Source organism: Bradyrhizobium manausense, assembly GCF_018131105.1.
Lineage (GTDB): Bacteria > Pseudomonadota > Alphaproteobacteria > Rhizobiales > Xanthobacteraceae > Bradyrhizobium > Bradyrhizobium manausense_B.
In genome coordinates this window covers 1-24,302 of record NZ_JAFCJI010000011.1, presented here as the reverse complement: position 1 = coordinate 24,302, position 24,302 = coordinate 1, and the positions used below count along the sequence as shown (strand labels likewise).

The 24,302-nt window shown below is 62.7% G+C and carries 12 protein-coding genes; 7 read left to right on the top strand and 5 right to left on the bottom strand.

The features are described from left to right. Positions 1-10,466 (bottom strand): type I polyketide synthase (locus JQ631_RS31880; RefSeq protein WP_212333986.1); only part of this gene is annotated, 10,466 nt, incomplete at its 3' end. A 637-nt stretch (positions 10,467-11,103) separates the two neighbouring features. Between JQ631_RS31880 and JQ631_RS31875 the strand changes: the two genes are divergently transcribed. From JQ631_RS31875 to JQ631_RS31860, 4 genes are all read left to right on the top strand, one after another. Beyond that, positions 11,104-11,928 (top strand): metallophosphoesterase family protein, encoded by an 825-nt coding sequence (locus tag JQ631_RS31875; RefSeq protein WP_212333983.1) that lies wholly within the window; start codon positions 11,104-11,106, stop codon positions 11,926-11,928. After that, positions 11,925-12,596 (top strand): 4'-phosphopantetheinyl transferase family protein, encoded by a 672-nt coding sequence (locus JQ631_RS31870; RefSeq protein WP_212333980.1) that lies wholly within the window; start codon positions 11,925-11,927, stop codon positions 12,594-12,596. The genes JQ631_RS31875 and JQ631_RS31870 overlap by 4 nt, the downstream gene beginning before the upstream one ends. Before the next feature lie 469 nt (positions 12,597-13,065). After that, positions 13,066-15,213: an aminodeoxychorismate synthase component I gene (gene pabB, locus JQ631_RS31865; protein ID WP_212333991.1), complete on the top strand. Its 2,148-nt coding sequence runs from the start codon at positions 13,066-13,068 to the stop codon at positions 15,211-15,213. Positions 15,214-15,232: 19 nt separating this feature from the next. Next, a complete protein-coding gene (locus tag JQ631_RS31860) occupies positions 15,233-16,033 on the top strand; it encodes an aminotransferase class IV (RefSeq protein ID WP_212333976.1) in 801 nt (266 codons plus the stop codon). Positions 16,034-16,081: 48 nt separating this feature from the next. Here JQ631_RS31860 and JQ631_RS31855 read toward each other — a convergent pair whose 3' ends face one another. Both JQ631_RS31855 and JQ631_RS31850 read right to left on the bottom strand, forming a co-directional pair. Further along, the gene (locus tag JQ631_RS31855) at positions 16,082-16,936 is read right to left on the bottom strand and encodes an alpha/beta fold hydrolase (protein WP_212333989.1); all 855 of its coding nucleotides are present in this window, start codon (positions 16,934-16,936) and stop codon (positions 16,082-16,084) included. Positions 16,937-17,088: 152 nt separating this feature from the next. Continuing rightward, positions 17,089-17,247, bottom strand: a complete 159-nt coding sequence (locus JQ631_RS31850) for a hypothetical protein (protein ID WP_212333973.1) — start codon at positions 17,245-17,247, stop codon at positions 17,089-17,091. 95 nt (positions 17,248-17,342) lie between these two features. Here JQ631_RS31850 and JQ631_RS31845 point away from each other — a divergent pair, with 95 nt between their 5' ends. Further along, positions 17,343-18,122, top strand: coding sequence for a thioesterase II family protein (locus JQ631_RS31845; RefSeq protein WP_212333970.1), 780 nt, complete (start codon positions 17,343-17,345; stop codon positions 18,120-18,122). Positions 18,123-18,132: 10 nt separating this feature from the next. Here the strand turns inward: JQ631_RS31845 and JQ631_RS31840 are convergent, their stop codons facing one another. Both JQ631_RS31840 and JQ631_RS31835 read right to left on the bottom strand, forming a co-directional pair. Beyond that, complete coding sequence (locus tag JQ631_RS31840) at positions 18,133-19,812, bottom strand: benzoate-CoA ligase family protein (protein WP_212333967.1); 1,680 nt, start codon at positions 19,810-19,812, stop codon at positions 18,133-18,135. A 58-nt stretch (positions 19,813-19,870) separates the two neighbouring features. After that, positions 19,871-21,514, bottom strand: coding sequence for an ABC1 kinase family protein (locus JQ631_RS31835; RefSeq protein ID WP_212333964.1), 1,644 nt, complete (start codon positions 21,512-21,514; stop codon positions 19,871-19,873). Positions 21,515-21,802: 288 nt separating this feature from the next. Between JQ631_RS31835 and JQ631_RS31830 the strand changes: the two genes are divergently transcribed. Both JQ631_RS31830 and JQ631_RS31825 read left to right on the top strand, forming a co-directional pair. Continuing rightward, positions 21,803-23,497, top strand: coding sequence for an ABC1 kinase family protein (locus JQ631_RS31830; RefSeq protein WP_249161354.1), 1,695 nt, complete (start codon positions 21,803-21,805; stop codon positions 23,495-23,497). A gap of 164 nt (positions 23,498-23,661) precedes the next feature. Next, on the top strand, positions 23,662-24,087 hold the full coding sequence (locus tag JQ631_RS31825) for a hypothetical protein (protein WP_212333957.1): 426 nt from the start codon (positions 23,662-23,664) through the stop codon (positions 24,085-24,087). Positions 24,088-24,302 lie beyond the last annotated feature (215 nt).

Genomic DNA, 24,302 nt, shown 5'->3' with positions numbered 1-24,302 from the left:
AGCGGCGACAGCAACGTCAAGTGCGACACACTGCTCAAGCCGACCGCACGCGTCGCGGCAAAGCCGAGCTCCAGCAGTCCCGTGCCCGGCAACAAGACCGTACCGAACACCGCGTGGTCGCCGAGCCAGCCCGCCTCCGACAGCGACAGCCGGCCCGTCAGCAGGAACCCGTCACTCTCCGCCAGTGGCGTCGCCGCTCCCAGCAGCGGATGCGCGGCCTCCGACAGGCCCATGGTCGAAGCGTCCGCGCTTTGCTTCTCGGCCTCGAGCCAGTAGCGTTGACGCTGGAATGCGTAGGTCGGAAGCGAGGCAACAGGTGTCTTTGCGTTCAGACCGAGAGCCTTCGCCCAATCAATCGCAACGCCGTTCACGTGCAACGCGCCGAGCGCAGCCAACAGCGCCTCGCTGCCATCGCGTCCGCGACGCTGCGAAGCAATCACCTGCATCGGCGATCCCTCGGACAGGCAGCCCGCGGCAAGCCCGGTCAGGATGCCATCAGGACCAAGCTCCAGGCTTGTCCGCACGCCTTCGGCTTCCAGCACATGCACGCCGTCGAGGAAGCGCACGGCCTGGCGCACCTGACGCACCCAATACTCGGCGCTGCAGAGGTCTTCCTTTGTCGCGAGACGTCCCGTCAAATTGCTGACGATCGGCAGCCGCGGCGCGTTGAAGATGACCTTTGACAACTCCTCGCCGAATGCCTCCAGCATCGGCTCCATGCGCGCCGAGTGGAAGGCGTGGCTGACCTGCAGGCGGCTGGTCCTGCGGCCTTTGGCCTTGAACGCTTCCGCCAGTGCCAGCACGGCGGCTTCATCGCCCGAGACCACCGTCGAGCGCGGCCCGTTCAGCCCGGCAATCTCGACACCATCGTTAAGCAGCGGCAGCACTTCGGCTTCGCCCGCCTCGATCGCCACCATGGCGCCGCCGGCGGGCTGAGCCTGCATCAGCCGTCCGCGGGCAGCGACCACACGGCAGGCATCCTTCAGCGACCACACGCCTGCGACATGCGCGGCACTGAGTTCGCCAATCGAATGTCCGAGCAGGATGTCGGGCGCGATGCCCCACTGCTCCAGCTGACGGAACAGCGCGACCTCGACCGCGAACAGAGCGGGCTGCGCGTAGGCCGTCTCGTTCAGCTTGGCCGCGGCCTCGGAGCCTTCGTCCGCAAACATCACCGAGCGAAGCGGCAGGTCCAGCAGTTCGTCAAAATACCCGCAGGCCTCCTCGAACGTGGCGCGGAATGCGGCGCACGTCTCCATCAGCGCCCGGCCCATGCCGAGCTGCTGCGCGCCCTGACCCGTAAACAGGAACGCCAGCTTGCCGGCCTCGCCCCGTGCTTCGCCGATCGACACCGAAGCATGCGGACGACCTTCAGCGAGCGAGCGCAGTGCGTCCACGGCTTCCACTACATCACGCACGGACACTGCCGCACGCGAAGCGAACTGCGTCCGATGCAATGCAGCCGTCGCAATCACGGAATGGAAGTCGGCATCCGGACGCTCCGACAGCCATTCGCTATAACGGCCGGCCTGCGCACGCAGCGCGGCTTCGTCACGGCCGGACACCAGCAGCGGGATCATGGTCGACGATGATGCATCGTCTATATTTTTTATATCTGCGTTGCGGGCTGTGGCGCGTACCGGCGCCTCCTCGATCACCACATGCGCATTGGTTCCGCTGATGCCGAACGAGGACACGCCGGCGCGACGCACATGCGAAGCTTCGCGCGGCCACGCCCGTGCTTCCTGCAGCAGCGACAGGCCGCTGCCGTCCCACTCGATCTGGTGGCTCGGCTCATCGGCATGCAGCGTCTTCGGCAACACCTCGTGCCGGAGTGCCAGCACCATCTTCATCACGCCCAGTACACCGGCCGCCGCCTGGGTGTGGCCGAGGTTCGACTTCGACGAGCCCAGCCACAGCGGACGATCTTCGCGACGCGTCGGGCCGAACACGGCGGCCAAGGCGCCGGCCTCGATCGGATCGCCGAGGTTGGTCCCGGTGCCGTGCGCCTCGACCACGTCGATGTCGTCGGGGGTTACGCCGCTGGCGGAGAGCGCCGCGCGGATCACGCGCTGCTGGCTCGGACCGTTCGGCGCCGTCAGGCCCTGGCTGCGGCCGTCCTGGTTCACCGCAGAACCGCGGATCAGCGCCAAGATCTCGTCGCCGTCGCGCTCCGCGTCCGACTGGCGCTTGAGCACCAGCACGCCGCAGCCTTCGCTCCAGCCGGCGCCATTGGCACCCGCCGAGAACGCCTTGCAGCGACCATCCGGCGCCATGCCGTTGTCAGGACCCAGAGCGACAAACGTCGAGGGTGTCGACATCACGGTCACGCCGCCCGCCAGCGCCAGGTCGCACTCGCTTTGCCGCAGCGCCGTGCACGCCAGGTGCAAGGCAGTCAGCGAGGACGAGCACGCCGTGTCGATCGTCATCGCCGGACCTTCCAGGCCCAGCACGTAGGAGACACGCCCCGCCAGCACGCTCGACAGCGTGCCTGTCGAGGTCCACATCGTGGTCGCTTCGAGCGAGCGCGTGCCGTAGTCGCCGGCCATCGAGCCGAGATAGACGCCGGTGCGGCTCTCGCTCAGTCCGTCCGGCTGCAGGCCCGCGCGCTCCAGCGCCTCCCATGAGGCTTCCAGGATCAGGCGCTGCTGCGGATCCATCTCGATGGCTTCGCGCGGCGAGATGCCGAAGAACGATGCGTCGAACTCCTCGACCCCGGCGATGAAGCCGCCTTCCTGCGACAGCCCGCCCGTGATCTCGTCCAGGCGCTTGAGCAGATCGCGGCTCCAACGACCCGGCAGCGGACCCACGCCGTCGCCACCGCGCTCCAGCAGTGACCAGTAGCTCTCGGGGTTTGCAGGGCCGCCGGGTGTGCGGCAGCTCATGCCGACGATCGCGATCGGCTCAGATGCCGATGCGGATGCCGTCGTCGCGCGCTTCTCCTGTCGAGCCGGCGCACGAGCGAGCTCGAGCTTCTCCAGCAGCAGCCGTGTCATTGTCCGTGCGGTCGGATAATCGAACGCCAGCGTGGTCGGCAGCTTGGTTCCGACCCGCCCCGAGAGGCGGTTGCGCAGCTCGACCGCCATCAGCGAGTCCAGCCCGAGCTCCTTCAGCGGCTGGTCCGCCGGCACCGAGTTGGCGCTCGGCAAGGCCAGCACGGCCGCGATCTCTTCCTGGGCCAGCTCCACCAGCGCCTGTAGCCGCTCGCTCTCGCCGCCGAGCGCGGCAAGCCGCACCCGCAAGGCATTGGTGTCGCCGCTTCCAGCAGCCGCAGCCTTCCGCAATCCGCTGCGCACCAGGCCGCGATACAGCGCCGGCACGTCGTCACCGAACTGGCGCTGCATCGCGCCGACATCCAGATGGATCGGCACCAGCATCGCTTCGGGCTGTGATTGTGCCGCGTCGAGCAGATTGAGCCCGAGCTCGAGCGACAGCGCCTGCACGCCCTGGCGGCGCATCCGCATCAGCTCGGCCCGGCCGAGATGCGCGGTCATGCCGACGCCGCGCTGCTCCCACAGGCCCCACAGCAGGCTCTGCCCGGCCAGGCCGCGATGCCGACGCTCGGCCGCAAGCGCATCGAGGAAGACGTTTGCCGCGGCGTAGTTCGCCTGGCCCGGACTGCCGAGGGCGGCCACCGACGAGAACAGCACGAACGCCGCGAGATCCATCTCGGCCGTCAGCTCGTGCAGATGCCAGGCACCATCGAGCTTGGGCTGCAGCACGCGATCGAGCCGCTCCACTGTCAGTGCCGGCACGATGCCGTCGTCCAGCGTCGCGGCCAGGTGGAACACGCCGGTCAGCGGGCGTTCCGGCGCGAGGGTGTTGAGGACTTTACTGACGGCATCACGGTTGGAGACGTCGCAGCTCACGAGCGCGACCGTCTCCGCGCCCAGTGCTTGCAGCTCGGCGATGAGCTCAGCGGCACCCGGCGCCGCCATGCCGCGACGCGACGTCAGCAGCAGGTGACGGACACCATGATGGGCCACGAGATGCCGCGCGACTGCGCTGCCGATCTCGCCGGCGCCACCCGTGATCAGCACGGTGCCATCCTGTTCGAGACGCCGCGGCAGCTGCACCACCTGCTTGCCGATGTGGCGGCCCTGCGCCATCTGCCGCAGCGCCGCCGGCATCTGCCTGACGTCGTAGGCCACGTAAGGCAGCGGCTGCAGCACGCCGGCCGCGAACAGGCCCATCAGCTGCGTGAGGAGCGCCGGCATACGATCCGTCGGCAGGATGAAGGCATGGTAGCTCACGCCAGGATACTTCCTGGCGATCGCATCGGCGTCGCGCCCGTCCGCAATCCCCATCTCCAGGAAGCGGCCGCCGCGCGGCAGCAGCCGCAGCGAGGCATCGACGAACTCGCCGGTCAGCGCATTGAGGACGATGTCGACGCCCTCGCCGTTGGTGGTGATGCGGAACTGGGTCTCGAAGCTGAGGTCGCGGGAGTTGGCGATGTGGCGTCCGTCGAGCCCGATTCCTTCCAGCACCGGCCATTTGCCGGGGCTCGCCGTGCCATAGACCTCGGCACCGAAGTGGCGGCACAGCTGCACCGCCGCCATGCCGACGCCGCCGGCGGCAGCATGCACCAGGACCCGATCACCCGGCTTGATCTGGCCGAGCTCCTGCAGCGCATAGAGCGCCGTCAGATAGGCCAGCGGGATCGTCGCTGCCTCAGTGAACGACATGCCCGCGGGGATTTTTGCAAGCTGCTCCGCCGGCGTCACCGCGCGGGTGCCGAAGCAGCCGCGGCCGCATCCGAACACGCGGTCGCCGACGCCAAGCGAGGTCACGTCGCTGCCGACCGCCTCGACCACGCCGGCAAACTCGAAGCCGATACCGGGAGAGGCGATCTGGCCCAGCGTGATCAGGACATCGCGGAAGTTCATGCCGGCCGCGCGCACGGCGACCCGGACTTCACCCGGTGCCAGCGGCTCCGACAGCTCATGCGCCGCCACCAGGCTGACGCCGTCGAGGCGGCCGGGATCGCTGACCACGACGCGGTAGTCCGGCGCGGTTGGGACCGACAGCGTACTCACACCTGCGCCAGCGCGCATCAGCCGTGGCGCCAGCACGGCGCCATGGCGCAAGGCCAGCTCGGGCTCAGAGGTCGTCGACACCAGCTTGCCCAGCGATGCCGCATCCAGGGCTGCAACGTCCAGATCCACGAGCCGCAAGCTGCGATCGGGATGCTCGGCCCGAGCACTGCGCACCAGGCCCCACAACGGCGCATGCGTCAGTCCGCTGACGCCGTCATCGGGACCGGTCGCGACCGCGTTCCGTGTCAGCCACGTCACATCTGTCTCGTTCAGGCGCGCCTCGCCGAAGAGCGCCTGCAACTCGGCAAGGCCACGCTCGGCCGTCGCATGCGTTGCCGCTAGCACGCTGCCGGCTTGTTCAGACAAATGATCGAACACGATCTGTGAGGGTACAAGTCCGCCTGCATCGAGGCGCGCTACCAGCGCCGGCACATCGACGGCATGATCGAGCTTGAGACGAGCAGCAAGCGCGCCGTCGCCGCCGATGATCAGCGGCGCCGCATCAACACCGGCGTCGTTACCGAGCGTCACCGCACGCCAGTCCAACCGATAAAGATGCTGCGCTTCGCTCCGCGCGGCATCGCGGATCTGCGCTTCGCTCGCTTCCTTCAGGCGGAGGCCGCCGACATGCGCGACCACACGGCCCTGCCCATCCGCAAGCTGCAGATGCGCCAGCGCCTCGCCTTCGCCGCTGCGCTCCACGGAGGCACGGACCCGCAGCTCACGCGCACCCTGGGCGGCGAGAGAGACCTCGGACCATTCGAACGGCAGCAGCAGCGGCGCGTCGGCGCCCTCGCTGAGATCGGCGCCGGCAATCCGGTCGAAGCTCAGCACATGCAGGGCGCTGTCCAGCAGTGCCGGATGCAGCCCGTAACTATCCGCGGACGATCCCAGCGCGTCCGCCAGCACGGCGCGGCCGTAGACGGCATCGCCCACGCGCCAGGCCTCGACCAGGCCCTGGAACAGCGGGCCGTAGCCGTAACCCCGCGCCGCAAGCCGCGCATAATGACCACTCAGGTCGATCGGCTCGCCACCAATAGGCGGCCAGACTGCGAGTTCGTTGTTGTCTTCTGTTGCTTCTGCCGTAGCCTCGCCCAGTGTGCCCTGCGCATGCAGCGTCCACGACGCGCCTTCGGGGGCGTCTTCCGCGCGGCTGTAGATGTTGAGGCCACGACCGCCGCTGGCCGCACCGGCCTCGAGCGCATCCACCTGAACCTGCAGACGCACACCGCCTTCCGCCGGCAGCACCAGCGGCGACAGCAACGTCAAGTGCGACACACTGCTCAAGCCGACCGCACGCGTCGCGGCAAAGCCGAGCTCCAGCAGCCCCGTACCCGGCAACAGGACCGTGCCGAACACCGCGTGATCGCCGAGCCAGCCGGCTTCCGACAGCGACAGCCGGCCCGTCAGCAGGAAGCCATCGCTCTCCGCCAGCGGCGTCGCCGCTCCCAAGAGCGGATGCGACGCCTCCGACAGGCCCATCGTCGCAGCGTCGCCGCTCGGCTTCTCCGCCTCCAGCCAATAACGCTGGCGCTGGAATGCATAGGTCGGCAGTGACGCAACAGGCAACTTTGTGTGCGAGCCAAGCGCCTTCGACCAATCGACCGCGACACCATGAACATGCAGCGCGCCAAGACTACGCAGAAGTTCGGACATTCCGCCGCCATCGCGACGGAGCGATCCCACGACAACACCGTGCTCGCCGCTCGCGGCCGACAACGGCATTGCCAGCACCGGATGCGCGCTCGCTTCGACGAACACGCCGTGTCCGTTCCCGATCAGCTCGGCCAGCGCCTGATCCAGCCGCACCGTCTGACGCAGGTTCCGGCACCAATAAGATCCATCCAGCGACGTGCCGTCACAGCGTGTTCCCGTCACCGTCGAGATCATCGCGACTTGACCGGCCTGCGGTGCGAGATCCGAGAGCAAACCTTCCAGCTCCGGAAGGATCGGATCCATCTCCGCGCTGTGCGAGGCGTAGTCGACATTGACCTGGCGGCAGAAGATGCCTTCGTTGCCGAGGTCGCTGACCCAGCGCTCGACCACTTCGGTCGGACCGGAGACCACCGTCGAGCCCGGCGTGTTCACCACCGCCACCGACAGTCCGGACCACTCTGCTGACTTCAGCCGCTCTTCCACGACCGAGGCCGCAAGCTCCGTCACCGCCATCGCGCCATGCCCGGTCAGGCGGCGCAACAGCTGGCTGCGCAGCGCCACGACGCGTGCGCCATCCTCGAGCGAGAGAATGCCGGCAACAACTGCGGCTGCGATCTCGCCCTGGCTGTGACCGACCACTGCTGATGGTTCCAGTCCGAGGCTGCGCCACACGGCTGCCAAACCGACATTCATTGCAAACAGCGCCGGCTGGATCACGTCCACCCGTTCCAGCAGTGCGGCTTCAATGCTCTCATCGCCGCGAAGCACCGAAGTCAGCGACCAATCCGTGTACTTCGACAGCGCCACCTCACAGGCAGCGATCGTCTGCGCAAATACAGCCGATTCCGCCAGCAGGGCTCGGCCCATCGATGGCCACTGGCTGCCCTGTCCTGGGAACACGAACACGACGCGACCGCGATCGTGCGCCTCGGCAATCGACACTGATGCATGGGAGCGGCCTTCGGCCAGCGCAGTCAGCGCTTCCACGGCTTCCGACGCATTGCGTGTCGACACTGACGCCCGCGATCCAAACTGCGTCCGGTGCAACGCCGCCGTCGCGACCACGGAATGGAAGTCGACGTCCGGATGCTGCGTCAGCCATTCGCTATAACGGCCGGCCTGCGCACGCAGCGCGGCCTCGTCGCGGCCGGATACCAGCAATGGGATCGGGAGCGAGGACGTATCAGTTGCACCAACAATCTTCGAACGCGCCGGCGCTTCCTCGATCACCACATGCGCGTTGGTCCCGCTGATACCGAACGAGGACACACCGGCACGACGGACATGGGCCACATCGCGCGGCCATGCGCGCGCCTGCTGCAGCAGCGACAGTCCGCTCCCCTCCCACTCGATCTGGCTGCTCGGATGATCCGCATGCAACGTCTTCGGCAGCACCTCATGCCGGAGCGCCAGCACCATCTTCATCACGCCGAGAACACCGGCGGCTGCCTGCGTATGCCCAAGATTTGACTTCGACGAGCCCAGCCACAGCGGGCGATCTTCACGGCGCGTCGGACCGAACACTGCGGCGAGCGCACCCGCTTCGATGGGATCACCGAGGCTGGTTCCGGTACCGTGTGCTTCGACCACGTCAATGTCGTCGGCGCTGACGCCGCTGGCGGAGAGCGCCGCGCGGATGACGCGCTGCTGGCTCGGACCGTTCGGCGCCGTCAGACCCTGGCTGCGACCGTCCTGGTTCACGGCGGAACCGCGGATCAACGCCAAGATCTCGTCGCCGTCACGCTCCGCGTCCGACTGGCGCTTCAAGACCAGCACGCCGCAGCCTTCGCTCCAGCCCGCGCCATCAGCGCCGTCAGCAAAACTCTTGCTGCGACCGTCGGGCGCGACGGCACGCAACCGGCTGAACTCCACGAACACCGAAGGCGTGCTCATCACCTGTACGCCGCCTGCCAGCGCGAGATCGCACTCGCCCTGACGCAGGGCCGCACAGGCCAGATGCAGCGCGGACAGCGACGAAGAACAAGCCGTGTCCACCGTCATCGCCGGGCCTTGCAGACCCAACGCATACGACACACGCCCGGAGAGCACAGAGCTGGCCTGGCCGGTCTCGGCGTAGCCGTCCATCGACTCGAGCGAGATACCGCTTTGCCTGTAATCGCTCCGCATCGCGCCGAGATAGACGCCGGTGCTGGATTCATTCAGCGCGTCGGGTTGAAGCCCGGCCTTCTCCAGCGCCTCCCACACGACCTCGAGCACCAGTCGCTGTTGCGGGTCCATCGACACCGCTTCGCGTGGCGCGATTCCAAAAAAGCCGGCATCGAAATGATCGACGTCCTGCAGGAAGCCGCCTTCACGTGCGTAGCTCTTGCCCAGCGCTTCCGGATCCGGATCGTAGAGTGCATACCTATCCCAGCGCGCCGGGAACGGCCCGATCACGTCCCGTTCCTCTGCGAGCAGAGTCCAGTAGGCGTCCGAATCTCCGACGCCGCCGGGTGTGCGGCACGACATTGCGACGATCGCGATCGGCTCGTCCTTGCCCCGCGACCGCGTGGGAGCATTTCCAGAGGTTACATCGAGCTCCGGGAAGATCTGGCGCAAAAGCTCCGCCGCAATCGCCTCCGCAGTCGGGTAGTCGAACGCCAGCGTGGTCGGCAGCTTCAATCCCACCTGCACAGACAGGCGGTTGCGCAGCTCGACCGACATCAGCGAGTCCAGTCCAAGCCCCTTCAGCGGAGCATCCGCGGGCACAGACGAGGCACCGGGCAACGCCAGAATCGACGCAATGCTCTCCTGCACCAAAGCCACAAGATTTCCGAGGCGTTCGTTCTCGGGCACCGCGGTCAAGCGACGGCGCAAGACCGACACGACCGGGCCTCGCGCAACTGTGCGAGGACGCTCCGAGCTTTCCCGCACCTCCAGAGGCGCAGGAGGCGGTGCCTCTTCGACGTGACAATCGAGCACTGGCTCGTTCGCAGCCCGACGGAGTGTCACACGTCCGACCGTTGCGACGGGCTGCCCTTTCTCATCCCACGACATCATCGAGGCCGATCTCTGCTCCGAGCTTTCAGAACTGCAGAGATCAAGACGTACCCTCAAGGCGCCGGCACAATATGTGTGCAGCGTCACATCTGACCACGAGGATGGAAGCGGCGCGCCGCCTTCGGCCACGGCAAAACCTTCCGCAGCGAGTACATGCAAGGCAGCGTCAAAAAGCGTGGGGTGAATGCCGTGCTCACCACCGCCGGACGTCGTTCCAGCGGGCAGGGCCACTTCCGCATAGATCGTTTCGCCGTGGCGCCAGACTCCGGTCAGTCCCTGCAATGCCGGCCCGCAATCGAGTCCCTGCGCAGTCAGTCGCGCGTAGAGATTCGAAATGTCGAGCTGTGTCGTTCCCTCGGGCGGCCACGCCTCCGGATGCGGCACAACGGATTCGTCCTGGGCTCCTTCCTCGGTCGCCGCCAGCACGCCGGTCGCATGAAGGATGCCGCCGCTTGATCCCGCGGATGATTCATCCAGACCATGAAGAGAAAAGATACGATGCCCCTGCGCATCGGCGGCCTGCACCTGAATCTTCACCCGCGATCCGTTCGCGGTCGAAATCATCAGCGGAGCGGCCAGCGTCAGCTCCAGAACCCGCGGACTCCCGACGGCGAGTCCCGCCGCCAGAGCCTGTTCCAACAACCCGGTCCCCGCCAGGGTGACGCGATCGAACACCTTGTGATGCGCCGACCAGGGGTGCTCCGACAGCGACAGTCGGTAACTGATCAACGCCGAACCGGTTAACAGGTCATACGTTGAGCTGAGATGCTGCATGGCGACCAATCACGTCAAAAACAAGTAAGCTACAACTCATACTGGTATCCAGAAATCGCTGGCCACCAAGCGTGGCCCTTTGGCACGCAGTGCTGGACTTTCAATGTCGTCCCGGCGGCTCCTCCTTCACATCAGCTGCAAGCTTCGAAGAGACACTAAAATAAATGTTGCTCGAGTTGCTCAGCCGAACGGATGATGCGCTTGTCAGCGATCGGTCTTGCAAAATTGAAAACCAAGCACCGTCCCAACTGGGTCACAAGGCGCACATGGGCGTCAACAATCTTACAAGCAGGCGGAGTTTGCCGGCATCAGAGGCAAGCTAACACGGCGCCGAGAATGCGAATGTGACGAGGCCCACACAGATAGCGTCGAGCTTGGGGTGGCCAGTTGATGGAACCGCAATCTTACCCTCCGCACGTCAATGCTTGCGGCCAAAGCTACAACAATTCCTGCTTCAGTCCGAACTTTTTCCCACTTCCATGGCGGTCGTCATCTCAAGATCTTTTCGGCACCGAAATTCCGCCAGGATGGATTTTCTCTTTAATGGATTGCCAGTCTAATTGTACTTGTTCTCAGCGTCCAGACTGGGCGACATTGGTTCGAGCCAGCGCGACAGGCAATGCCGAGAGGAGACGAGGTGCCAGGATCCCTGTTTGCGACCAGTGATCTTCACGGCTCATTCTCGGAGAACAAGCGCATCATCGACGAAATGCGTCCGGAATCGCCTGACGACTGGTTGGTCGTCGCCGGTGACGTGGACGATACGTTCAGCAAGATCGAGACAACGCTTTCGCTGTTGCGAAGCCGGTATGCGAAAGTCATTTGGACGCCCGGAAACCACGATTTGTGGACCCTGCGCGACGACCCCGTCCAGCTACGCGGCGTGGCCCGTTATGACGCTTTGGTTCAGATGTGCCGGTACAACGACATTCTGACGCCAGAGGACGAGTATGCGGTCTGGCCGGACCCCAGCGGCCCTGTAACAATCGTGCCGATGTTCCTGCTCTATGACCATTCCTGGCTCGCCCCCGGGACGACAACAAAAAAGGAGTCGCTGGACTACGCGCACGAGACCGGGGTGGTCTGCGCCGACGAGGTGCTGCTGCATCCATCTCCCTATCCGGACCGGGAATCGTGGTGTAGCGCGCGGCTGGAAGACACCGAACGCCGGTTGCTCGCCCTGGGGCCCGACGTGAAGACGATCCTCGTCGGGCACTGGCCGCTCATCCGCCAGCCGACGCAGGCGCTGCGCTTTCCCGAGTTCGCGCAATGGTGCGGGACGACCCGGACCGCCGACTGGCATCTCCGCTTTCGTGCCAGCGTGGTCGTCTACGGTCATCTGCATATCCCGCGGACGGCCTATTATGATGGCGTCCGGTTTGAGGAGGTCTCGATCGGCTACCCCCGTGAGTGGAGCAGGCGCAGCAAACCGCCAACGCCAAGGAAGGTGCTGCCGGCATGATCGAACAGCTGTTGCCCGACGGCGTCGTGGTGGTCGAGACTTTCGAGGATGTGGCAGGGGAGCAATGTTTCCCGGGAGAAGAGTCTCTCGTTGCGAACGCCGTCGAAACCCGTCGCCGTGAGTTCATTACAGCACGACGCTGCGCCCGCGATGCGCTCGCCAAGCTTGGGCACGCACCGGTTCCAATCCGAGCGGGCCCGAAACGCGAGCCGCTATGGCCCGTGGGCGTGGTCGGCAGCATCACGCATACCACCGGATTCCGGGCTGCCGCGGTCGCCTCCCAGGACGTGCTTGCGAGCATCGGCATCGATACCGAGCGGAACGAGCGGATGCCCGACGGGGTCGAGGAAACCATTACCGTCGCGCGAGAGCCCGAGATGCTTGCCGCATTATCGCGCACATTTCCGGCGATTCATTGGGGTCGGCTTTTGTTCAGCGCGAAGGAGTCGGTCTACAAGGCCTGGTACCCTCTGACTGGACGCTGGCTCGGCTTCGAAGATGCACGACTGACGATCGATCCGATGGGCTCTTTCGCTGCAGCCCTGCTCATCGATGGAACCCGGACCGACGGTGAGCTGCCGCTCGTCGCGTTGCGCGGCCGTTTCATAGTTGCACACGGTCTCATCGCAACCGCAGTGACCGTGCCTTCCAATCCCAGGGCAGCTTGATCGCACGTCAACGCCGAATATTGAACCTTGCCGCCAGTATGAATGACTAATGACTTAGGATCGTTGCGCCCTGCGCCGCGATGATCATCGTCGCGTCACAGCTTTTGAGCACAAGCGATGACGCCTTATTGGCCACTCTCTGCCGGCAAAACGCGCATTCAGCGAAGGTGCTTTCAAGCGGCCTTTAGAGTAACGTGCAGATGCAGATGGTCTTGAGCCTCACTCCTTACGTGCTTGGTGCGCGCAGAGGCGCACGCATATCGCGTGTTTCAATGGGCTGCTTCGATCGCCCAAGAGAGGACGTGCACTTGTTCGACCACAACGACGCTGTAGGGCACACGCACTGACGCCGTCCCGGCAGTGAGACGTATGTCACATCGACGGTCAGCACATTCGGCTACGATGAGAACACTCTCGATATCGCGAGCTTTGATTTTTCATGTGAACACATTTCATGGTCTGGTGCAGCATGCGATTGGTGGTCATCGATAACTACGACTCGTTCACCTATAATCTCGTCCATCTCCTTGCCGAGATTTGCCAAGAGCCGCCGCTCGTCGTGAAGAACGACGAGATTTCGTGGGACGAGCTGAAGGGCGAGCAATTCGATGGAATTGTGATCTCGCCAGGTCCCGGGCGGCCAGATCACCCCGATGATTTCGGCCTCTGCCGGGATGCCATCGAAGAAGCCGAGGTCCCACTGCTTGGTGTGTGTCTCGGTCATCAAGGCATCGCCGCGCTGTCCGGCGGCCGGGTGATTCGAGCGCCCGCGCCGATGCACGGACGAACGTCTCTCGTTCATCACAACGACACCGGGCTCTTCAAAGGGATCAAATCTCCCTTCAAGGCAGCTCGCTATCATTCGCTGATCGCACAGCGACCGCTGCCTTCGTGCCTGGAGGCAACGGCCTGGACGGAGGACGGCTTGATCATGGGGCTCGCCCATCGCGAGCGGCCGCAATGGGGTGTTCAGTTCCACCCCGAGTCCATCATCACCGAGCATGGGCGAAAACTGCTGGAAAATTTCTGCTCGATGATCGCTCCGTCAGAACGTCGATTGAACGGGCACGGCAAATCATTGAACGGTTGCGCACATAAACTGAATGGCTCTGCTCACAGGAAAGAGCTGGAAGCTTCCCGCAAGCGAACATTCTGGAAGGAACTTCCGCGTGAGATCAACATGGAGGACGCGTTCACGTCGCTGTTCTCCGATTCCCCACATGCCTATTGGCTCGACAGCAGTCTCGTCGAACAAGGCCGAGCTCGCTGGTCCTATGCGGGTGACGCGTCGGGTCCGAACGCGGCCTGCCTCCAGTATCGATGCGCGGATCAGCGCCTCGAAATATCCGACCGTGCCGGCACCCATACCAAGCGCACTGGAATTTTCGAGTACCTCGCGCGGATAGAACCCAGCCGCCCCGAGCCAGCTCCGCCCTGTCCGTTCGTCGGCGGCTATGTCGGATGGTTCGGCTACGAGCTTCGGAACGACTGCGGTTCGCCGACAGATCGGCGCGCAGCGACGCCAGACGCGATGTTCATCTATTCGGACCGCTTCATCGCCGTCGATCATGTCGACAAGAAAACTTATGTTCTTGCCATCGACGAGCCATCCAACGCGGAGCGGGCGAGAAAGTGGATCGATCACACCATCGCGGCGATCGAACGGATGGCGCCCTCGGTGATACCCGAGGTTCAGAACATACCAAACGAGCCGGTCAAGTTTTACCTGGACCGGGACAAGGAGACGTATCTCTCCGACATCCGCCGCTGCCTCGATCTGATACAGCAAGGCGAGACCTATCAGGTCTGCCTGACGAACGAGTTGCATTGCAACTCCGACGTGGACCCTTTGACGCTCTATCGAACCATGAGGAAGGTCAATCCTGCTCCTCATGCCGCCTTCATCAAGTGGCCTGAAGGCGCCGTCCTGAGCGCATCGCCTGAGCGCTTCCTCTCGATCGACATCAACGGGAAGGTCGAGACGAAGCCGATCAAGGGCACGATCAAGCGCGACCAGGATCCGGCCAAGGACGATCAACTCGCGGAGCAATTGAGAACGAGCGAGAAGGATCGCGCAGAAAACGTCATGATCGTCGATCTGCTGCGAAACGATCTGTCGCGCAGCTGCAGCCCCGGTAGCGTTCGCGTGCCGAAGCTGTGGGATGTTGAATCCTACCGCACGGTTCATCAGCTGGTCAGTACCGTGACGGGGACGCTCGCACCATCGGCCGGCTCGGTGGAGTTGATCCGGAATGCATTCCCGGGCGGCTCGATGACGGGCGCGCCGAAGACCCGGACCCTGCGGTTCATCGACGAACTGGAAGGACGGGCGAGAGGGGTCTACTCGGGCTCGTTGGGCTGGCTGGGCAATGATGGCGCGGTCGATCTGAGCATTGTGATACGAACGATCGTTGCCAGCAAAGGGCGCCTATCGATGGGCGTTGGAGGCGGCGTCGTGGCGGCCTCGACGCCGGAGGGAGAGTTCGACGAAATGCTCCTGAAGGCGGCGGCCTCGATCAAATCCGTCGTCACGGCGCTCACCGGCGGATTTAGTCCGGACCGATACGAGCTTGTCGGTGCGGACGAAGCAGGCAGCTCGGCGGGAGCTCCGAACTGATGGTGTGCGGGATGTTCCGATGAGCGTGGTCTGGCTGAATGGAAGCCTTGTCGACCAGAGTGATGCCCGCGTATCTGTCGCAGATCGCGGCTTCACGCTGGCGGACGGCCTTTTCGAGACAATCAAGGCCGTCGGTTCAAGGCCATTCTGGCTGGCCGAGCATTTCGCGCGGTTGAAGGCCGGGGCCGCCGAGATTGGTCTGGCGATCCCCTTCAGTGAGGACCGCATTTTCGATGCGGCCGATCGCTTGCTGGCGGGCGTAGCCAGCGAGGCCCAGAGTGCACTCCGGCTGACGGTGACGAGAGGGGCCGCGGCAAGAGGGCTTTGGCCGAAGGACGCTGCTCAACAGCAACCGACCTGCGTTTTGACCGTTGCGCCAAGTGTCGTCATGCCTCCCCAGGCCTTCGTCGTCTGCCGCTCGACATGCCGGAACGAGCGCTCTCCGCTCTCGAGGATCAAGTCCTTGGGCTATGGCGACAATATTCTGGCCCGGAGAGAGGCCATCGACCGCGGCGCTGACGATGCGATCATGCTCAACACCAAAGGGCATGTCGCGTGCGCAACCGTTGGCAACATCTTCTTCAGGGTCGATGGCCGCTGGGTCACGCCGCCGCGAGATGACGGAATCCTGGCGGGGTTGGCGCGCAAGCGCTTCATTGCAGAACTCGGAGCCGCCGAATCGTCCGTAACCACCGACATGATTCGAAGATCGGATGCAGGTTTCGTTTGCAACAGTCTGGGCTTTTCGCTGATCAAGAGCATCGATGGGCGCGATCAAGATCAGGCTGATCTCCCTACCCAGGCCGTCTATTCGCCGTAGCGAATGCAGCCTTTTCCTGTGACATGCGCACGAGATCGAACGAACAATTCAAGCCGCCCTGGCGCTTGCCTCGTGCGCATGCTTGTCGATGGCATCGATGATCTCTGCCCACATCGGTATGGGGATCGCGTGGCCCATGCCTTGAACGATCATCAGCTTGGCGCCGGGAATGGACGCAGCTGTCTCCTCACCCGCTTTCGGATCAACCAGAGGATCGGCCGTGCCGTGAATCACCAGTGTGGGCGCTATCACCGTGGCTAATCTTTCCTTGCGGCTTCCCGATGCAAGGACCGCACGAATTTGCCGTCCGACGCCGGGTGGATTGAGCCCGCGATCAAAGACGCGTTCGGCACGGGAGCGGTCGAGGGCTTCATCTTCGGGAAACCGGCCCACCCGGAGCACCTTCGAATTGCGCTCGAAGCGCGCGATGAATTTGTCGCGGCTCTTCGGCTGCGGCTCCGTCAGCAAGGCGACGGCCTCGTCGCTCGGCTGCGGCAGATCGGGATCGCCCGTGGTGGACATGATCGAGACCAGCGAGCGCACGCGTTCGGGAAAATCAATCGCGATTTCCTGGGCGATCATGCCGCCCATGGAAGCACCGACGATGTGCGCCGAACGGATTCCGAGCACGTCCATGAGCGCGATCGTATCCTCGGCCATGTCGCGCAGCGTATACGACGCTTCGGGCGCGATATTCAGGAAACGCATCTTCAGCATTTCCCACCACGTCAGGCGGCCAGCGCCAGAGAGCCTGGAAGATTGTCCGATATCGCGATTGTCGAAGCGGATGACGCAAAATCCACGGGCGGCAAGTTGCTCGCAAAAGCCGTCGTCCCATTGAACCATCTGGCCGGCAAGCCCCATGATCAGCACCAGGGGCTCGGCGCTGGGTTCACCGAACATCTCGTAGCAGATATCGATGCCGTTCGCTTTGGCGATCCGCGGCGGCTTGTGGGCGACGACCACAACGAAGCCTTTTTCGATTGCTTCCAATTCGTGTCAATGCGCAGCGCCGCCGCATGGTTCCCATATGGACGGTGTTCTGCGGGTTGGATCTAGCCGGAGCAAGCTGACGCGTTCTGCTCATTCGCCTTGGGGACGAACTGGCCCCTAAGGCGTTCGATTTCATTCATAGCTTCGGCTAATTGCGCCTCACGCAGGGCGAGCAGCCGACGCAGCGTGCGCACTTCCTCGTCCGTTGAATGAGAATCCATCTGCGTCTCTCCAGGGCAACAAATTATTCCACGACTATTCCGCGGCCTACTTCAAAAGGTTTCGAGTTGACCGACACGCGCGTGAGGAGTCTTAATTGCAAGATCATATCTCCTCTTTCGATATTGCGCCAATGCATAGTCCCTGGATCGAATTTCGTCCGAACCGCCCCGATGCGCAGACACGTGTTTTATGTGTTCCCTATGCCGGTGGGAGCGCGCAAATTTATCACATGCTGTCGCGCAGCATGCCCGAGAACGTCGAACTTGGCGCGGTTCAATTGCCGGGGCGCTGGGATCGTCGGCGGGAGCCCTTGCTGACCAAAGTGAGCGACGCATCGCGGAACCTGGCTGGTGAAATCGCGCGGCTGGCGCCTAAGCCCTATGTCCTGTTCGGCTATAGCCTCGGCGGGCTTATTGCCTTCGAAGCGGCACGCATCCTGGCGCGCGATACCAGACTCGAGCAGCCGCGCGCCCTGATCGTGGCCGCAGCGGAAGCGCCGGCGGCGAAGCCGGGTCGCCCTCAACTCCACACGCTTCCTGATGCCGAATTCATCGAGAAGCAGATGGATCGGTATCCTGGCGGGATCGCTCCTGCCGTTCTCGCTGAGCCCGATCTCATGGAGATGCTCCTGCCGATCATCAAGGCAGACATGCAGATGTTCGAAACGTACCAGTACGCGCCCGAAACGCCACTTGCTTGTCCCATCTACGCAATGGCCGGCGAGCAGGATCGTCTCTGCACTCCATCAGCAATGGCCGGCTGGGAAAGGGAGACGAGCGGGCCGTTTTTCACCGAGACGGTCGCGGGAAATCACTTCTTCATCAACAACGCCATCGATCGCGTGCGCGCGACCATCCTGCGGGCTCTCGCCTGACGAGCTGGCTCTAGGCAACACCCTGATCCGATGTTGCGCCAACTTCATCAACGACCTCGGTCCCATCAGTTGCGGACGAACCTGCGCGGTCGTCTCGCGTTGCTTCCTCGCGCAGCTTGAAACGCCTGATCTTGCCGGTTGCCGTCTTCGGCAACTCTGTGCGGAATTCGATCCAGCGGGGATATTTGAAGGTCGCGAGCTGCTTGCGGCAATGCTCCCGCAGCGCCAGCGCCATTGCTTCGTTCGGCTTGCCAGATGGCTTGAGAACGACAAATGCCTTGGGCCTGATCAAACCATCTTCATCGGGCCATGCTGCGACCGCCGCTTCGAGCACGTCGGGATGGTTCAGCAGCGCGCCCTCGACCTCGAATGGCGAGACGTAAATGCCGCCGACTTTCATCATGTCGTCGCGACGCCCGCAATATACGTAGTAGCCGTCCTCGTCCTGCATGTATTTGTCACCGGAACGAAGCCACTCGCCCAGGAAAGTCGAGCGGGATCGCTCGCGGTCGTTCCAATACATGATCGCGGTGGTCGGCCCCCGGACCTGCAGCTCGCCCATCTCACCCTGCGCGACGACAGCGCCGGCCTCGTCGACGAGACGGAGCGCGAAACCCGGCACGGGTTTGCCGCTGGTGCCGGGGCGCATTGCGCCTGGGCGATTGGTCAGGAACGTGCTGACCATCTCCGTGGACCCTAGGCCATCGAAGATATCGACAGCAAAGCGTTCTCGCCAAGACTGCCCGATACTGACCGGAAGCGCTTCGCCCGCGGACAGGCAACACCGAAGCCTCAGGACGTCACGTGCCACGGGATTCGCCGCAAGGAACGCGGTATAAAACGTTGGCACTGAGAAGAGCACGGTCACGCCATGCGTTCGCAGGAGGTTCGCCACCGAGTTGGGGGTTGGACGCTCCGACGCCAGCACCGTCGTCGCACCGACGGAAAGCGGGTGAACCATCGAATTGCCCAGGCCATAAGCGAAAAACATCTTCGATACCGAATGGACGACGTCATCCTCGGTGAGACAGAGGACCCGGGCGCCGTAACATGCGGCAGTGAAGCCCAGGGTCGCGTGAACATGCACCGCAGCCTTCGGCGTTCCGGTCGAGCCCGACGTGTAAAGCCAGAAGCAGATCTCGTCGTTGAGGGTCGGTGCGGTATAGTCGGCCGTGGGAGCCGCCTGCAGGGCTTCCTCGAACAGCGCGTGCCCGAAACCCTGATGGCCCGATACCAGGACGTGCTCGAGGTCAGGAGACGCATCAATCAGATTTGCGAAAAGCGGATAGAGTTCCTCCGAGACGATCAGGAGGCGCGCGCGGCTATCCTCCACTATGACCCGATACTCCGCCTCGCTCAGCAGCGTATTGACGGGAATCGCGACCACGCCCGCCTTGACGGCGCCAAGAAAGGACGTCGGCGTGTCGATCGTGTCGGTCAAGCAGATCAAAATGCGTTGCTCGCGCTGAACGCCAAGGCCGCGCAACAGATTGCCGAACCGGGCGACCCGCTCCGCAAGCTGGGCGTAGCTCCAGGTCCCACGCGCGTCGATATAGGCGGCCTTGCTGCCGCGCCCCGCCTTCAGATTCCGAGCCAGAACATCTTCGGCAAAATTGTAAAGACGCGGGATGGCGGCGTCCGCGCCGTGGTCGATGTCCGGATCGGGAGTGTTGAGGATTTGAGTCGTCATGCTTGTCACCATGGACTTCACTCGAACACGGCACGGACCCAAAGCTCCGTGCTCCAGGTCACGTTTTGACTTTCCGGATGCCGCGGATTTGCCGTTGCATCAGAAGCAGGGAAACGATTGCAGCTCCCATGAAGCCAAAAACGATCCAGCGGCTGCTCACGCCCACGATGTCGTTCAGCAGCGACATATCGCCCTTCGCCGCCAGGTAGGCCGCCACGCAAAAGGCAACGGCCCAGATTCCGTAAAGCACGGCCCGCGTTTGCATGCTCTTCAAGGTTGGATTGAAGAACTGGAACGATGCGGTGAGGCTGGCTGCATCAGTCAACAAACGGCCCGTACGATGCTTGGTCGCCAGCACGACTTCCGGCCAGCGATGGATTCCTTCCCTGAGGTCGGAAACAAGACCTCGCGTAAAGAATTCGGGCAGATCGGAAAGCCAATCATATTCGGGCGCCAGTTCGGAAACGACCGCATCGACCGTCATGATCGTCTTGTAATAGATGCTCAGCTCTTGCGGCATCAGGATCTTGTGGCGCCGCGCAATCGTCATGGTGCCCATCAGCAATTCGGTGGTGAGCCGCCGGATATCCGCCCCCCCGATATCCAGCGCAAGTCGATACATCTGATACGCAATGAAAAACTCCTCCCGCGCCTGACGCAGGTCGGTATCTTCCGATGGAACGAGGAGCTTGAAATTCTCCACGACTGCCTGCTCGATGTTCCTCCGATACAAATGGATGAAGATCTTCGAGAGCGAGGATCGAAAACTCTTTGACAGCCGGCCGGTCGCGCCGAAATCCACAAATCCGATCCTGTGTCCGCGGAGCACGAAGACGTTGGCCGGGTGAGGATCCGCATGAAAGATTCCATCGCGGAAGATCTGGTTGTAGATCGACCAGAAATAATTTCGCGCGATCGTTTTGAGATCTTCGGGCTGCAGATTCAGAGCACGCAGAGCTTCTGGATCCTTCGTTCGCGCTGCGTTGCCAACCTCCAGCAACGAGACGCCTGCCAGCATTTTGGTTGCCAGAACGCGCCTCGTGCAGAACTCAAAGCGGACTTCCGCACAGACCTGAAGCGGGTCGTGCCTGGATCGCACCTGTATCCGGAAGGCGTTCTTTGCCTCGGTGGTGAAATCCAATTCCTCGCGGCTCCATCTTTCGAACTCCTCCGTGAAGGAGCGAAGCGCGCTCCCTCCCAACGCATCCATGAGGCCGACGAGGTAGGATATCATATGAAAAATGCGGAAGTCGGCTTCGAATTGTTCCTGGACGCGAGGCCTCTGCACCTTGACCGCGAGCTTTTCGCCATCGTGCGCAGTCGCAATGTGGACCTGGGCGATCGAAGCCGTTGCGTGCGGCACAGGATCGAACGACGCAAACAGTTGCTCGGGAAACGACCCGAATTCGCGGAGAATGACCTGCCGGATCGCCTCGTACGGAACGGTCGGCGTCTGGTTGAGAAGCTTCAGCAGTTCGGCGCAATATTCATTCGGCAATAGATCGAACCGCAGCGCGAGCGCCTGTCCAATCTTCATCCACGCGCCCCCTAAATCCTCCAGGAAGAGGCGCAAACGCACTTCGGGCGGAACCGCTATTTTTGCCGGCCAGAGCTTGGGGATGATATAAAAACGCGAGGCAGCCGAGATAATTTGGCAAAGACGGCGCGCGCCCAAGAACACGTGGCCAATGCTATCGATCAATGGCTAATCACTCATCACGGCCGGATCACGACCAACAATATTTTCTAAAGCCAATAATTAGCACGGCGCTACCGGATTTGTACAGCCTCGGGCCCGGCTCCGACGGGCAGTCCGGGCACACGCGAGCGAGGATCGCGTCACCGCGCATCACAGTTCGGCCGAGAACGTCTCGCGCAAACGGACCACAATCGGCTTGCACGCACATGCAGCGGAACCTAGGATTGCGACAGCGATGGCCCGCCTCGGAGTTGCGCAACGGCTGCTTGTGCGGATAACGCGGTGGAGCGGATGCTCGATATATTCAGGACCATAGCGCGTCTGTTTCAACTGCTGCTTTTGCTGGCACGGCATCAACTCCCTGTCGCATTGCCGTTTCGGTCGAGCCCGCAGAAATCCGGCCGCGCCCTGCGCATCGTGTTTGAAAAACTCGATCTTACCTTCGTCAAGCTCGGTCAGGCTCTGGCGCTTCGCTTTGACCTGTTGCCGGCAGACTACTGCCAGGAATTCCTGCAAATCACCAACGAAGTCGCGGCAGAAGACGATCAGGCGATTCATCAAATCGTCACTGAAGACCTGGGTCGTTCTCCCGACGAGATCTTTGCGACGTTCGAACGCACCCCCTTTGCAGTCACGTCAAGCGGACAGATTCACCTTGCGACATCTCGCGGCGGCAAGCGGCTCGCCGTGAAGGTACAAAATCCGGCCATAAGGAAAAAATACGATATCGATATCCGCTTGATGCACTGGCTCGCCGCGCCACTGGATTGGGCAGGCGCTTTCGGAACCAATTCAGTTGCCGCCTATGTCAGGGAGTTCGAGCACGCCCTGTTTTCGGAGCTCGATCTCGCGGACGCAGCGCGCAATGCGACGGTCATGTCGGAATTGTCCAAGGACGATGACGCCGAATTCCGTTTCACGGTTCGAAAGGAATATACCGCCAAACGTATTTTGACCTGGGAGTTCGTCGACGGGATACCCGTGCAGCAAATCCTGAACGCAATCCAGCACGACGACCGGAAATACCTCGATAAACTTGAAGGCCAGGGCTACGACCTGCGGCTCATCGCCCGACGCATTTACTGGAGCACGCTCAACCAGATTTATCGGGACGGGCTTTTCCATTCAGACCTGAGCCCCGCCGGTATCCTGGTTCTGCCCGACAATCGAATAGCCTATGTCGACTTTGCCGTCGTCGGGCGGTTCACCGAGGAGCATCAGGATTCATTTCGATTTTTCATACAATACACACTTCGAGAGCAATTCGACGACGCAATCGACGAGCTGTTGCGATGGATCGAAGCCGCGCCGAACAAGGACCTCTCCGGATTTCGCCGGGACATGTCCATCGTGCTCGAGGACTATCTGGACGGCTTCCGCAGCCCGGTCGGAAGCGTGACCTGGCTCGCCGCCAGGCATGTCGTGGTTCGCATGATGTCAGTCGTACGACAGCACGGCCTTTTCATTCCCGCTACGGTCTCGCTGTACTTGCGGGCTTTGCTCACGCGGGACGCAATCGTCTTCGAGCTCTCGCCCAACTGCGATCCGCTGCAGGACGAAGCACGCTTTATGGTGCGCGCCGCCAGGATCGATGTTGGCGAAATATTCAGGCAGCGGGAGCTGATGGGCAGCGTGACCGAGACGTGGGGAGAAGCCAGGGAGATCATAGCCAATGTCCGCAAGTTGCTGACATCCGGCCGTTCGATCGAGGTCTCGCTCCGCATGTTGCAGGCTCGCTTGTTGCAATATGGCATCTGGACTGCCCTGATCGGCACGATTGCCTCGCTCGGGTTCAGGGAGGATGCTTTCGCGAGCCTCAATACTGCACTCGGAGTCGGGCCATACTTCATTCCCGGAACGCTGCTTTTCTGTGCCTTTATTTTCATGCTTTTGGCGCTCCGTCAGGGACGCAAGCTTGCTGCGATCGAGCAATCTAACGTGATCGGACAGGAGGTGACTCAGCGCAGTCTCGGGCGCGTGCGATAGGCTGCTTCAATCGGCACAAAACCTTCCGTGGAAGTGTGACCCAAGCCACAGAAGCGGCTCAAGCAACGCGCCAACACGAATTCGATCCGCGCCCGCGCGACGGGGGCGGATGGACAAGTTTCTAGGACATGATATCTTTTGCCTATCCATATTGGAGATTGTTCATGAGCAAGGCTTCGACGGAGACCCGGCGTTCCGAGAACGATACCTTTAGCGAACACGAACCGTGGTCGGTATCCGACGCTGACGTTGCAGCGTGGGCCGAGCGCGAGAAGAAGCGCCGACAAGCATGGCTTGAAGGCCCGAACGAAGAAGAGAAGCAGGCGTGGGCTGACGCCGAGCGTCAGCGCCGCAAGCGCCAGTACCGCGAGGATTTGTTGGACATTGATCTGTTCGACATCGATCTCGACGAGGGGCGTCGAATGGCTGACCGGATGGCCGACCGCATGATGGCCGGCATTCGAGACCGGATGGTTGAGACACCTCTCCGCAAGCTCGGAGACTTGCTTCGCGAAGGGCGGACTGCCGAGACTCGTTCGCGGGAGCCGTTGCGCCGGCGTCGCCGGGTGCACCCCGACGACCTGGATTGAAATGATCAACCCGTCCGTTGTGTGCGCACACCGCACATGACGGACGATTGACCGTGTGAAGAGTTTGAACAGCAGCTCGTTCGGGTATCCGGGCGAGCTTTTTTTTGAGACCGGCAGCGGAAAAAGAACTGAGCTCGTTCGCGTAAAACCGCTGTTTGGAAGTGTGTCATAAGTCACATAAGTTTGCAGCACCCTCCGATTATTTTTAGCGGCTT

What these genes read in the sequence shown, in the direction of transcription:
- JQ631_RS31830 (WP_249161354.1), top strand. Translation starts at nt 21,803, where the DNA reads ATGCTCGATATATTCAGGACCATAGCGCGTCTGTTTCAACTGCTGCTT.
- JQ631_RS31870 (WP_212333980.1), top strand. Translation starts at nt 11,925, where the DNA reads ATGATCGAACAGCTGTTGCCCGACGGCGTCGTGGTGGTCGAGACTTTC.
- JQ631_RS31840 (WP_212333967.1), bottom strand. Translation starts at nt 19,812, where the DNA reads ATGACGACTCAAATCCTCAACACTCCCGATCCGGACATCGACCACGGC.
- pabB (WP_212333991.1), top strand. Translation starts at nt 13,066, where the DNA reads ATGCGATTGGTGGTCATCGATAACTACGACTCGTTCACCTATAATCTC.
- JQ631_RS31825 (WP_212333957.1), top strand. Translation starts at nt 23,662, where the DNA reads ATGAGCAAGGCTTCGACGGAGACCCGGCGTTCCGAGAACGATACCTTT.
- JQ631_RS31855 (WP_212333989.1), bottom strand. Translation starts at nt 16,936, where the DNA reads ATGTTCGGTGAACCCAGCGCCGAGCCCCTGGTGCTGATCATGGGGCTT.
- JQ631_RS31860 (WP_212333976.1), top strand. Translation starts at nt 15,233, where the DNA reads ATGAGCGTGGTCTGGCTGAATGGAAGCCTTGTCGACCAGAGTGATGCC.
- JQ631_RS31850 (WP_212333973.1), bottom strand. Translation starts at nt 17,247, where the DNA reads ATGGATTCTCATTCAACGGACGAGGAAGTGCGCACGCTGCGTCGGCTG.